This window comes from Variovorax sp. 10L421, assembly GCF_056395365.1.
Genome location: NZ_JBFTJJ010000021.1, coordinates 19,498 through 32,039 on the forward strand (window position 1 = coordinate 19,498; position 12,542 = coordinate 32,039).

A 12,542-nucleotide genomic window follows, 5' to 3' on the forward strand; every position below is an offset into this window, starting at 1 on the left:
CAGGGTTGTTGGGCAGCGAAAGCGGATTTGCCTCGCCGGACAACGCACTGTCGGCTAAACGGCGCGGCAAATCTTGAACAAAATGCCTGCGCCTTTCACGTTGTCACCCTGCGCGCGACCTCAGCGGTTGTCTTCGACGATCCAGCCTGCTGCCTTCTCGGCCATCATCAATGTCGGGCTGTTGGTGTTGCCGCTGGTGATGGTCGGCATCGCGCCGGCATCGACCACGCGCAGGCCCTGCACGCCGCGCACGCGCAGCCGCGAATCGAGCACGGCCATCGGGTCGCCCTCGGCGCCCATCTTCGTGGTGCCGACCGGATGGAAGATGGTGGTGGCGATGTCGCCGGCCAGCCGCGCGAGATCTTCGTCGCTCTGGTACTGCACGCCGGGCTTCCATTCCTGCGGGTTGTACTTGGCCAGTGCGGGCTGCTCGGCGATGCGGCGCGTCACGCGCAGCGAGTCGGCTGCCACCTTGCGGTCTTCGTCGGTGCTCAGGTAGTTGGGCGCGATGGCCGGCGCATCTTCAAAGCGCTTGCTCTTGATGCGCACCGAGCCCCGGCTCGTGGGGTTGAGGTTGCACACGCTCGCGGTGAAGGCCGGAAAGCTGTGCAGCGGATCGCCGAAGGCATCGAGCGACAGCGGCTGCACGTGGTACTGCAGGTTGGGCCATTCGTGCTCGGGCGAGCTGCGCGTGAAGGCGCCCAGCTGCGAGGGCGCCATGCTCATCGGGCCGCTGCGCTTGAGCAGGTATTCGAGGCCGATCTTTGCCTTGCCGACCATCGACGAGGCCATCACGTTGAGCGTGGGCGCGCCGGCGATCTTGTAGACCGCGCGGATCTGCAGGTGATCCTGCAGATTGGCGCCGACGCCAGGGGCATCGAGCACCACGTCGATGCCGTGCTGGCGCAGCAGCTCGGCCGGGCCGACACCCGAGAGCTGCAGGATCTGCGGCGAGCCGATGGAGCCTGCGCTCAACACAACCTCGCGCGACGCGGTCGCGGTGGTCATCTCGCTGCCGTTCCACACTTCCGCGCCCGTGCAGCGACGCGTGCCGTCGGGCAGCGTCTCGAACAGCAGGCGCGAGACCTGCGCGCCGGTCCAGAGTTCGAAGTTGGGCCGGCCGTAGCAGGTCGGGCGCAGGAAGGCCTTGGCGGTGTTCCAGCGCCAGCCGTTCTTCTGGTTGACCTGGAAGTAGCCCACGCCCTCGTTGCTGCCGCGATTGAAATCGGTGGAGTGCGGCACGCCGGCCTGCACCGCAGCTTCGGCAAAGGCGTCGAGGATGTCCCAGCGCAGGCGCTGCTTCTCCACCCGCCATTCGCCGCCCGCGCCGTGCATCTCGTCGGCGCCGAGGTAGAAGTCCTCGTGCTTCCTGAAGGCCGGCAGCACGTTTTGCCAGCGCCAGCCGTCGTCGCCGGTGAGGTCGGCCCAATGCTCGTAGTCACGCGACTGGCCGCGCATGTAGATCATGCCGTTGATGCTGGAGCAGCCGCCCAGCGTCTTGCCGCGCGGGTAGCGCAGCACGCGGCCGTTGAGGCCGGCGTCGGGCTCGGTGCTGTAGAGCCAGTCGGTGCGCGGGTTGCCGATGCAGTAGAGGTAGCCGACCGGAATGTGGATCCAGTGGTAGTCGTCCTTGCGGCCGGCCTCGATGAGCAGCACGCGCTTGCTCTTGTCGGCACTGAGCCGGTTCGCCATGAGCGAGCCGGCAGTGCCGGCGCCGATGATGATGTAGTCGAAGGTGGTGTCGCTCAATTGGTTGTCTCCTTCTGCTCGTTCTTATTTGCCCACGGCGCCCCACCGCGCCGTTGCCATTTGCCAGTACCAGTGCTCCCGCGGAACCGGCTCCGCCGGGCCGCCGGGAGCGCCCCCTTGAGGGGGGATGCGAGCGACACGAAGTGCGCGAGAGTCGGGGGTGAGCCTATTTTGCCGTCGGCATCACGAACTCGGCGCCCTTGCCGATGCTCTCGGGCCAGCGCTGCATGATCGACTTCTGCTTGGTGTAGAAGCGCACGCCCTCTTCGCCATAGGCGTGCATGTCGCCGAACAGCGAGCGCTTCCAGCCGCCGAAGCCGTGCCAGGCCATCGGCACCGGGATCGGCACGTTGATGCCCACCATGCCCACCTGGATGCGGCGGCCGAACTCGCGCGCCACGTTGCCGTCGCGGGTGAAGCAGCTCACGCCGTTGCCGAACTCGTGCGCGTTGATCAGGTCGACCGCGTCCTTGAAGTTGGCCACGCGCACGCAGCCGAGCACCGGGCCGAAGATCTCTTCCTTGTAGATGCGCATCTCGGGCGTGACGTGGTCGAACAGCGTGCCGCCCATCCAGAAGCCGTCGCCGCAGCCTGCGCCGGCCTTGTTGCCGTCGAACTCGCGGCCGTCGACCAGCAGCTTCGCGCCTTCCTTCTCGCCCAGATCGATGTAGCCCGTGATGCGCTCGTGCGCGGCGCGCGTGACGATCGGGCCCATCTCGGCCGCGAGGTTCTCGCCATCGAGCACCTTCAGCGTCTTCGTGCGCTCGATCAGCTTGGGCAGCAGCTTGTCCGCCACGTCGCCCACCAGCACCGCCACCGAGATGGCCATGCAGCGCTCGCCGGCCGAGCCGTAGCCCGCGCCGATCAGCGCGTCCACCGCCTGGTCGATGTCGGCGTCGGGCATGACCACCATGTGGTTCTTCGCGCCGCCCAGGGCCTGCACGCGCTTGCCGTGGCGCGCGCCGGTCTCGTAGATGTAGTTGGCAATCGGCGTGGAGCCCACGAAGCTGATGGCCTTGACGTCGGGGTGCTCGAGCAGCGCATCCACCGCCGCCTTGTCGCCCTGCACGACGTTGAACACGCCGTCGGGCAGGCCGGCTTCCTTCAGCAGCTCGGCCATGCGCAGCGATGCGCTCGGGTCGGTCGGGCTGGGCTTGAGCACGAAGGTGTTGCCGGCGGCAATCGCCACCGGGAACATCCACATCGGCACCATCACCGGGAAGTTGAAGGGCGTGATGCCGGCGACCACGCCCAGCGGCTGGCGCAGCGTCCAGTTGTCGATGCCGGTGCTCACCTGGTCGGTGAAGTCGCCCTTGAGCAGCTGCGGAATGCCGCAGGCGAACTCGACGATGTCGATGCCGCGCGAGACCTCGCCCTGCGCGTCGGTAAACACCTTGCCGTGCTCGGCGGTGATGAGGTGGGCCAGCTCGTCCTTGTGCTCGTTGAGCAGTTGCAGGAACTTGAACATGACGCGCGCGCGGCGGATCGGCGGCGTGTCGGCCCAGGCCGGGAAGGCGGCCTGCGCGGCGGCCACGGCAGCCGAGACCTGCGCGGCGTCGGCCAGGCCGACCTTGCCGGTCACGGCGCCGGTGGCGGGGTTGGTCACGTCCTGGGTACGGCCGGAGGTGTTGGCGGCGGGCTTGCCGCCGATGAAATGATCGATGGAGGTGGGCATGGAGAAGGCTTTCGCTGACGCAGAAGAATGAGGGGGTGCGGCCAGTTTAGGCAGCACCTCGGCGCGCGCCTAGACGCGAAGCTTGAACTTATTGTTCATCCTGCTGAACAATGGATACATGAAACCCCAAAATATCGAAGCGCTCTGGACGCACCTGCACTGGCTCACGGTGCTGGCGCAGCAGGGCAGCTTCACGGCGGCGGCGCTGCGCCTGGGCGTGAGCAAGGCGGCCATGAGCCAGCGCATCGCCGAGCTGGAGCGCGCGGCCGGTGCGCCATTGGTGCAGCGCACCACGCGCAGCGTGCGGCTCACCGAGGCCGGCCAGCGGCTGGTGGAGGACATGCGCGGCCCCTTCGAGCAGATCGCCCACAGCTTCGCCGGCGTGCGCGACCTCGCGGGCGTGCCGCGCGGGCTGGTGCGGGTGACGGCGCCGGTGGCTTTCGCGCGCCAGCAGCTGGTGCCCCGGCTGGCTGACTTCCTGCGCGCGCAGCCGGAGGTGCGCATCGAGCTCGACCTGTCGGACCGGCTCAGCTCGCTCGCGATGGAAGGCTTCGATCTGGCCATCCGCCACACGGCCGCGCCGCCGGACACGCACGTGGCCTGGACGCTGTGCGAGACCCGCTCGGTGCTGGTGGCCAGCCGCGCCTACCTGCGCCGCCGCGGCACGCCGCGCGAGCCGCAGGCGCTGGCCGGCCACGACTGCCTGCACTACCCGCGCGCGCAGGAAACGCCGACCTGGCATTTCGAGGCCCGCGCGCCGCAGAAGGGCAAGGCCGCGGCGCCGCGCATCACGGTGCCGGTCTCGGGCCCGCTGGTGGCCAACAACAGCGAGGCGCTGCGCGACGCCGCCCTCGGCGGCCTGGGCATCGCGCTGGTGCCGGACTTCAGCGCCCAATCGGCGCTGCAGTCGGGCAAGCTGCAGCAGGTGCTGCCGCAATGGCGTTCGGTGGGCGCGTTCGGCGAGCGGCTGTATGCCATCCGGCCCTATGCCACGCACGTGCCGCAGGCAGTGACGGCCTTCGTGGCGTGGCTGCGCGAGGCGCTGGCGGCGGGCTTCGCGGCATGAGCGGGCCGCGGCCGTCGCGAATCGTGAAAAAGGAAACCGAAAAACGGCGTCGCGCCCTACGCAAACGAGGGGTCTGCGACACATGGCGCACGGATGCACCCGGTTACGATGCGCGCATCCAGCCCTGCACCTGTTAACTTTCCCTCTCATCCGCCCTATGTCCCCTGCCACATCGCCTGCCGACGCTCCCGCCGCCGACGGCGCGCGGCCCCGCGTCGGGCAGCGGGAGCAGGACAGCCGCCAATGGACGGTGGCCAGCGGCTGCTGGACCACGCTGGCAATGTCGTCCAAGCCGGCCTGGCAGGCACTGGTGAAAGACCTGGCAGCCGCCCCGCCCGCGGACGACCGCGCCTGGGACCTGCGCCCCATCGAACAGCTCGACCACATCGGCGCGCAGCTGCTGTGGGAGCACTGGCACCACCAATGGCCCGCGACGCTCGAGATGTCGCCGCAGCACAAGGCGGTGCTCGACCAGGTGGCGCAGTACACCGTGCCGACGCCGGCCGAACCCGGGCCTTCGCTGAACGACCGCGTCCGCGCGTTCACGCACCTCGGGCCGCGCGCGATGTTCGTCATGCGCGACCTGACGGAACTCATTGGCCAGCTCGCGCTCGACATCGGCAAGCTGATCCGCGCGCCGCACCGCGGGCCGTGGCGCGATTTCTCGGGGCACCTCTACCAGTTCGGCGCCACGGCGCTGCACATCACGGCGCTGGTCGGGCTGCTGATCGGCGTGGTGCTGGCCTACCTGATCTCGCAGCAGCTGCGCCAATATGGCGCAGAGACTTTCGTGGTGAACATCCTCGGGCTGTCGCTGGTGCGCGAGCTCGGGCCGGTGCTGGCGGCCGTGCTGATCGCCGGGCGCTCGGGTTCGGCCATCACGGCGCAGATCGGCGTGATGCGCGTGACGGAAGAGCTCGACGCGATGCGCGTGATGGGCATTCCGCACGGCTTTCGCCTCGTGATGCCGCGCGTGCTGGCGCTGGCCATCGCCATGCCGCTGATCAGCCTGTGGACCTCGATGGCCGCGCTGGCAGGCGGCATGCTGGCGGCCGACGCGGCGCTGGACATCTCGCCGGCCTACTTTCTCTCGGCGTTGCCGCGCGCGGTGCCGATCTCGAACCTCTGGCTGGCCACGGCCAAGTCGGCGGTGTTCGGCATCCTGATCGCGCTGATCGGCTGCTACTTCGGCATGAAGGTCAAGCCCAACACCGAAAGCCTCGGGCGCGGCACCACTTCGTCGGTGGTCACCTCGATCACCGCGGTGATCCTGGTCGACGCGTTGTTCGCCGTGCTCTTCAAGGGCATCGGCTTCCGTGCATGAGGGCGTGAAACCATGAGCATGCCCGTGCGCCCCGACACCGACACCACCGTGGTGGACATCCGTGGCCTGTGGACGGCGTTCCAGAGCGCCGATGGCGAACAGGTGGTGCACCGCGACCTGCAGCTGCACATCGACCGCGGCGAGGTGCTCTCGCTGGTCGGCGGCTCGGGCACGGGCAAGACGGTGCTGCTGCGCCAGATCCTCGGGCTCGAAAAACCCACGCGCGGCCATGTCGAGGTGCTGGGCCAGGAGCCCGGCGAGCTCAGCGCCTCGGGCGCGGCCAACGTGGGCATGCTGTTCCAGCACGGCGCGCTGTTCTCGGCCTTCAGCGTGCTGGAGAACATCGCCTTTCCGCTGCGCGAGCTGAAGCTGCTGCCCGACGAGCTGATCCGCCACGCGGCGCTGGTGAAGCTGCAGATGGTGGGCCTGGGTCCGCAGCATGCGAACAAGAGCCCGGCGGACCTGTCGGGCGGCATGATCAAGCGCGTGGCGCTGGCGCGCGCGCTCATCATGGACCCGCCGCTGCTGCTGCTCGACGAGCCCACGGCCGGCCTCGACCCCGAGGCCTCCGACAGCTTCTGCGACCTGCTGCGCGGCCTGCACCGCGAGCTGGGCCTCACGGTGGTGATGGTCACGCACGATCTGGACACGCTGTTCGACCTGAGCACCCGCATCGCGGTGCTGGCCGACCAGAAGGTGATCGTCACCGGCACGGCGCGCGAGGTCATCGCGTATCCGCACCCCTTCATCCACGAATACTTTCTCGGCGGGCGCGGCCAGCGCGCCCTGGAGGCGCTACACGACAAGCCCGCCGATGCACCATCGCAGCCCGCCAGCGCGGGCGAACGCTGAAAGGCAGACACACCATGGAAAACAAGGCCCACGCCCTCGCCGCCGGCGCCTTCGTGCTCGGCCTGATCGCCGCGCTCGTCGCGCTGGTGATCTGGTTCACGCGCGACAACACCGTGCGCAACATCTACGAGCTCTCCACGCGCGACGCCGTGAGCGGCCTGCAGCCGCAGGCGACGGTGCGCTACCGCGGCATCGCGGTGGGCAAGGTGACGTCGATCGACTTCGACCCCAAGGTCAAGGGCAATGTGCGCGTGCGCATCTCGGTCGACGAGCGGGTGCCGCTCACCACCTCCAGCTTCGCCACGCTGAGCTACCAGGGCGTGACCGGCCTGGCCTTCATCGCGCTGGACGACAAGGGCGAGTCGAACGTGGCGCTGAAGCCGGACGACGACAACCCGCCGCGCATCCCGCTCAAGCCGTCGATACTGGCGCAGCTGCAGGACCGCGGCGAAGCCATCATCAACCAGGTCGAGGAAGTGACGAAGCGCGCCAACACGCTGCTGAGCGACCCCAACCAGAAGCGTGCGGCCGACGCGCTGGAGAGCATCGCGGCCGCCTCGGCCAGCGCCAACACGCTGCTGAAGACGCTGGACAACACGGTGAAGACCGGCCTGAACCCTGCGCTGACCAAGTTGCCGGACACGATGGCCTCGGTGAAGAAGGCGGCCGGCGACGTCTCGCGCGTGGCCAACAACTTCAACACCACCGTGGGCCGGCTGAACGCACCCGAAGGCCCCGTCGAACGGCTGAGCGAGGGCACCAAGGCGCTGGCGCAGGCGGTCGATTCGTTCAACGCGGCCACACTGCCGCGCGTGAACCGCGTAGCCGACGACACCTCGCACGCCGTGCGCCGGCTGGGCCGCGCGGCGGACAGCATCAACGACAACCCGCAATCGCTACTGTTCGGCAACGGCGGTGCGGCCGCGGGTCCGGGCGAACCGGGTTTCAGCGCGCCGGCCGCGACACGGCCCTGATTGAGGGAGGACCATCGACCATGAACGCCATTCGCTCCTTGATGAACCCGGCTGCCGCCGTCCTGGGCTGCGTGCTGCTGGCCGCCGGCTGCGGCGCGCTGCCCGACAAGCCCACGCGCGCCACGCTCTACGACTTTGGCCCCGGCCTGGCGGCGCCTGCCGCGGCCGCGCCCTCCTCCGCCGCCCCTCTCCCCACGCTGGCGCTGGCCGAGTTCGACAGCAACACGCGCCTGGACGGCACGCAGATCCTCTACCGGCTGGGCTACGCAGACGCCAACGAGCTGCGCCCCTACGGCCAGTCGCGCTGGAGCCTGCCGCCGGCGCAACTGCTGCGCCAGCGGCTCAGCGACACGCTGGCCGAACGCCGCACCGTGCTCGGCCCGGCAGAAAGCGCCACCATCTCGCGCAGCAAGGGCGAGGTGCCAGACATGCTGCGCATCTCGCTCGACGAATTCAGCCAGTACTTCGACTCGGCAAGCGCCAGCGTCGGCCTGGTGCGCCTGCGCGCCACGCTGGTCCGCAGCACGGCCGGCGGCGACCGCGTGCTGGGCCAGCGCGTGTTCACCGTGCGCCGCCCCGCGCCCAGCGCCGACGCGCCCGGCGGCGTGAAGGCACTGATTGCAGCCAGCGATGCCGCGGTGGCCGAGGTGGTGCAGTGGGTGGGGCAGCTGCAAGAGCAATCGCCGCAGGCGCCCCGGTAGTCACAACCTGATGGACGGAGGATCGATCCCATGAACGCGACACGCATCGTCGGCATCCTGCTGATCGTGGGCGGCATTGCCGTCCTGGGCCTCGGCAGCTTCAGCTTCACCAAGGAAACTCATCAGGCCAAGCTGGGCCCGCTGGAGCTCTCGATGAAGGAGAAGCAGACCGTCAACCTCCCGGCCTGGGCCGGCGTGGCCGCCATCGTGGTGGGCGGCGCGCTGGTGCTGCTGGGCGGCAGGAAGGGCTGAACCTTCAGCCCGGGGTGGCCGGCGCAGGGGTGGCGCCCAGCCGCTGCGACACCGTGCCCGCGCAAGCCTTGAGCGCACGGGAAATCTCGCCATCCCACGCGGTATCGAAGATGCCCGCCGGGCCGATGGCGGTCAGGGCCAGCACGATGGCACCGGTGTGGTCGAAGACGGGCGCGGCCATGGCGCTGACACCCTGGATGACCTCGCCGTCGGAGCGGCTGATGCCGTGCGTGCGCACTTCCTGCAGCTGGCGCTCGAAATCGCTCCACGACGGCAGAGGCTGCACCGGCGGCATGCCGGCGGGCGGGTTCGGCTCTGCCCCCTTGCGCTGGCCCCGGCGCTGGCGCTCTTCCTCGAGCAGCTGGCGCACCGCGTCGGCATCGAGGTAGGCGGCGAACACCCGGCCCGAAGCCGTGTTGGTCAGCGAGAACACCGTGCCGTGCCGCATGTTCACGTGCACCGGCGACGGCGACTCGGCCGTGCGCACGATGGTCGCGCCGCGCGCGCCCCACACGGCCAGCGCCACGGTGTGGCCGGTCTGCTGGGCCAACTGGCCGATCAGCGGGGTGGCGATGTGCACCGGGTCAGCCTGCTGCAGGCTGATGAGGCCCAGTTGCAAGGCGAGCGGGCCAAGCAGATAGTGGCCGCTGGCGCGGTCCTGCTCGATCAGGCCCAGGCGCCCGAAGCTGACCATGTACGGATGCGCCTTGGCGGCCGTCATGTCGGCCTCGCGCGCAAGGTCCTTCAGCGCCATGGGCCGGCCGTGGTGCACCAGCGCGCGCAGCAGCTGGCCGCCGACTTCGATGCTCTGGATGCCGCGCTGGGCGCGGTCGGTGTCATTGGCTGCCATGGCCGGCCTCGCCTTCTGGTCGTTCGTTCATGAAGAAGGGATTAGACATTAACTGATCCGCGGTTTACACTGCGGAAATTCGTTAACCGCGAATTCGTTTGCTTTAAACGAATCAAAGACCCACCCACCGACGGAGACACCCGATGAGCCAAGCCAAGAAATTCGCCAGCCAGGCCGACATGGAAGAGAAAAAGGTCACCTTCAGCCAGATCTCGGAACATGCCTGGGCCTACACCGCCGAGGGCGACCCGAACACCGGCATCGTCATCGGCGACGACTGCGTGCTGGTGGCCGACACCCAGGCCACGCCCGCCATGGCGGCCGACGTGGTGCGCCGCATCCGCGAAGTGACCGACAAGCCCATCAGGTACGTGGTGCTCACGCACTATCACGCGGTGCGCGTGCTGGGCGCAGCGGGTTACGGTGCCGAGCACATCCTGGCCAGCCAGGACACGCGCGACCTGATCGTGGAGCGCGGCGAGGAAGACAAGGCCAGCGAGATCGGCCGCTTCCCGCGCCTGTTCCAGAACGTCGAGACCGTGCCGCCGGGCCTGACCTGGCCCACCATGACCTTCACCGGCAAGATGACGCTGTGGCTCGGCAAGCTGGAAGTGCAGCTGATCCAGCTGGGCCGCGGCCACACCAAGGGCGACACCGTCGTCTGGCTGCCGCAGGAGCGCACGCTGCTGTCGGGCGACCTGGTCGAGTTCGGCGCCACCCCGTACGCCGGCGACGCCTATTTCAAGGACTGGCCGCAGACGCTGGACAACATCGCCGCGCTCAAGCCCGTGGCGCTGGTGCCGGGCCGCGGCGCCGCGCTGACCACGCCGGCCCAGGTGGCCGAGGGCCTGACGGGCACGCGCAACTTCATCTCCGACGTGTACGCCAGCGTGCAGGAGGGCGTGAAGGCCGGGCGCGACCTGAACACGGTCTACAAGGACACGTACGCAAAGCTCAAGCCCAAATACAGCCAGTGGGTGATCTTCGACCACTGCATGCCGTTCGACGTGAGCCGGGCGTACGACGAAGCCTCGGGCCATGCAGACCCGCGCGTGTGGACGGCGCAGCGCGACATTGACATGTGGAAGGCCCTCGAAGGCTGATCCCGCATTGCTCCCTCCCCCGCTGGGGGAGGGCTGGGGTGGGGGCAGGCAGAGCGCCAGTTTCGAGCGCCGTCGAGCCCCCATCCCGACCTTCCCCCAACGGGGGAAGGAGCAAGACAAAAGACACGGAGACAACACGTGATCGACTATCAAAGTCTGCGCTTCGACTACCGCCGCCACGCCGACCAGGACGCTGCCACACCCGCCCATCACCCCGTGGTGATCGTCGGCGCCGGCCCCGTCGGCCTCGCGCTCGCCGTCGACCTCGCGCTGCGGCAGGTGCCCGTGGTGCTGCTGGACAACGACAACACCCTGTCCAGCGGCTCGCGCGCCATCTGCTTCGCCAAGCGCACGCTCGAAGTGTTCGACCGCCTCGGCTGCGGCGACCGCATGGTCGACAAGGGCGTATCGTGGAACGTGGGGAAGGTGTTCTTCCACGACGAGCAGGTCTACCGCTTCGACCTGCTGCCCGAGCCCGGCCACGAGCGCCCGGCCTTCATCAACCTGCAGCAGTACTACGTCGAGGGCTACCTCGTCGAACGCGCGGCCACGCTGCCGCTGATCGACCTGCGCTGGAACAACAAGGTCACCGGCATCGCGCAGCGCGGCGACGGCGCGGTGCTCACCGTGGAGACGCCCGAAGGCAGCTACCAACTGCAGGCCGGCTACGTCGCCGCCTGCGACGGCTCGCGCTCCAACCTGCGCCAGCTGCTGGGCCTGGAAGCCAAGGGCCGCGTGTTCCGCGACCGCTTCCTGATCGCCGACATCACGATGGACGCGCACCTGCCGACCGAGCGCCGCTTCTGGTTCGACCCGTCGTTCCATCCGGGCCAGAGCGTGCTGCTGCACAAGCAGGCCGACGGCATGTGGCGCATCGACTTCCAGCTCGGCTGGGACGCCGACCCGGTGGAAGAACGCAAGCCCGAGAACATCACGCCGCGCGTGCGCGCGCTGCTCGACAGCATCGGCTTCGAGGGTGTGCAGTTCCAGATCGGCTGGGCCAGCGTCTACACCTTCGCCTGCCAGCGCATGGAGCACTTCCGCCAAGGCCGCGTGCTGTTCGCGGGCGACTCGGCGCACGGCGTGTCGCCCTTCGGCGCACGCGGCGCCAATTCGGGCGTGCAGGATGCGGACAACCTGGGCTGGAAGCTCGCGGCCGTGGTGCAGGGCCACGCGCCCGACACGCTGCTCGACAGCTACGCCAGCGAGCGCGAATACGCGGCCGACGAGAACATCCGCAACTCCACCCGTGCCACCGACTTCATCACGCCCAAGAGCGAGGTGAGCCGCCTGTTCCGCGACGCGGTGCTGGAGCTGACGAAGCGCCACGCCTTTGCACGCACGCTGGTCAACAGCGGACGGCTGTCGGTGGCCACGGTGCTGCGCGATTCGCCTTTGAACACGGCCGATGCCGACACCTTCTCGGGCGCGATGGTGCCAGGCGCCGCGGCGGCCGACGCGCCGGTGGTGCATGCGGACGGCAGCACCGGCTGGCTGCTGCGCGAATGCCACGTCTCGCAATTCACCGCGCTGGTTTTCGGCGAGGGCGAGGCGGCCGAGCGCAGCCTGGGCGAGCTCAAGGCCTGCGACCTGCCGCTGCACGTGGTGCGCGTCGAGGACGGCGCCCGGGGCAGCGAACTCGCCGCGCAGCGCTACGACGCCCGGCCCGGCACCGTGTACCTGCTGCGGCCCGACCAGCATGTGTGCGCGCGCTGGCGCCAGCCCGCGGCGGCGGACATCCGCGCGGCCATCGACCGCGCACTCGCAAAGGCGTGAAGAACACCATGCAGCAACAACACCTGATCACCGCGCCGAACCTCGACGCCCCCGACGATTTCTACGAAGCGCTCATCGAGGCGCACCAGGGGCTCTCGACCGAGGAGAGCCACGCCTTCAACGCGCGCCTCGTACTCGTGCTGGCCAACCACGTCGGTTCGCTGGCCGTGCTGCGCGAAGCCTTCGACGCGGCCCGCGCGGGCTGAGCACCACCGCATTC

At 69.1% G+C, this 12,542-nt stretch carries 12 protein-coding genes; 9 read left to right on the forward strand and 3 right to left on the reverse strand.

Annotated elements, in window-relative coordinates:
- Positions 1-120: 120 nt before the first annotated feature.
- Together AC1DFC_RS22615 and AC1DFC_RS22620 are read right to left on the reverse strand one after the other, a co-directional pair.
- Entirely contained in the window at positions 121-1,749 is a 1,629-nt protein-coding gene (locus AC1DFC_RS22615) for a GMC family oxidoreductase (RefSeq protein WP_007833494.1), read from the reverse strand.
- A 166-nt stretch (positions 1,750-1,915) separates the two neighbouring features.
- On the reverse strand, positions 1,916-3,424 hold the full coding sequence (locus AC1DFC_RS22620; protein ID WP_478180036.1) for a CoA-acylating methylmalonate-semialdehyde dehydrogenase: 1,509 nt from the start codon (positions 3,422-3,424) through the stop codon (positions 1,916-1,918).
- 118 nt (positions 3,425-3,542) lie between these two features.
- Here AC1DFC_RS22620 and AC1DFC_RS22625 point away from each other — a divergent pair, with 118 nt between their 5' ends.
- From AC1DFC_RS22625 to AC1DFC_RS22650, 6 genes are all read left to right on the forward strand, one after another.
- Positions 3,543-4,490, forward strand: a complete 948-nt coding sequence (locus AC1DFC_RS22625) for a LysR family transcriptional regulator (protein ID WP_007833492.1) — start codon at positions 3,543-3,545, stop codon at positions 4,488-4,490.
- Positions 4,491-4,647: 157 nt separating this feature from the next.
- Entirely contained in the window at positions 4,648-5,814 is a 1,167-nt protein-coding gene (locus AC1DFC_RS22630; RefSeq protein WP_478180037.1) for an MlaE family ABC transporter permease, read from the forward strand.
- A gap of 12 nt (positions 5,815-5,826) precedes the next feature.
- On the forward strand, positions 5,827-6,666 hold the full coding sequence (locus AC1DFC_RS22635; protein WP_007833475.1) for an ABC transporter ATP-binding protein: 840 nt from the start codon (positions 5,827-5,829) through the stop codon (positions 6,664-6,666).
- Positions 6,667-6,680: 14 nt separating this feature from the next.
- Complete coding sequence (locus AC1DFC_RS22640; protein ID WP_007833473.1) at positions 6,681-7,640, forward strand: MlaD family protein; 960 nt, start codon at positions 6,681-6,683, stop codon at positions 7,638-7,640.
- Between the two features lie 20 nt (positions 7,641-7,660).
- Positions 7,661-8,341, forward strand: coding sequence for an ABC-type transport auxiliary lipoprotein family protein (locus tag AC1DFC_RS22645; protein ID WP_478180038.1), 681 nt, complete (start codon positions 7,661-7,663; stop codon positions 8,339-8,341).
- Between the two features lie 30 nt (positions 8,342-8,371).
- Positions 8,372-8,593: a hypothetical protein gene (locus AC1DFC_RS22650; protein ID WP_007833468.1), complete on the forward strand. Its 222-nt coding sequence runs from the start codon at positions 8,372-8,374 to the stop codon at positions 8,591-8,593.
- A 4-nt stretch (positions 8,594-8,597) separates the two neighbouring features.
- Here AC1DFC_RS22650 and AC1DFC_RS22655 read toward each other — a convergent pair whose 3' ends face one another.
- Positions 8,598-9,443 (reverse strand): IclR family transcriptional regulator, encoded by an 846-nt coding sequence (locus AC1DFC_RS22655; protein ID WP_007833466.1) that lies wholly within the window; start codon positions 9,441-9,443, stop codon positions 8,598-8,600.
- 143 nt (positions 9,444-9,586) lie between these two features.
- Here AC1DFC_RS22655 and AC1DFC_RS22660 point away from each other — a divergent pair, with 143 nt between their 5' ends.
- The 3 genes from AC1DFC_RS22660 (at position 9,587) to AC1DFC_RS22670 (ending at position 12,528) form a co-directional block, all read left to right on the forward strand.
- Entirely contained in the window at positions 9,587-10,546 is a 960-nt protein-coding gene (locus tag AC1DFC_RS22660) for an MBL fold metallo-hydrolase (RefSeq protein ID WP_007833464.1), read from the forward strand.
- Between the two features lie 138 nt (positions 10,547-10,684).
- Positions 10,685-12,322, forward strand: a complete 1,638-nt coding sequence (locus tag AC1DFC_RS22665) for an FAD-dependent oxidoreductase (RefSeq protein ID WP_007833462.1) — start codon at positions 10,685-10,687, stop codon at positions 12,320-12,322.
- An 8-nt stretch (positions 12,323-12,330) separates the two neighbouring features.
- On the forward strand, positions 12,331-12,528 hold the full coding sequence (locus AC1DFC_RS22670; RefSeq protein ID WP_007833460.1) for a DUF2783 domain-containing protein: 198 nt from the start codon (positions 12,331-12,333) through the stop codon (positions 12,526-12,528).
- Positions 12,529-12,542 lie beyond the last annotated feature (14 nt).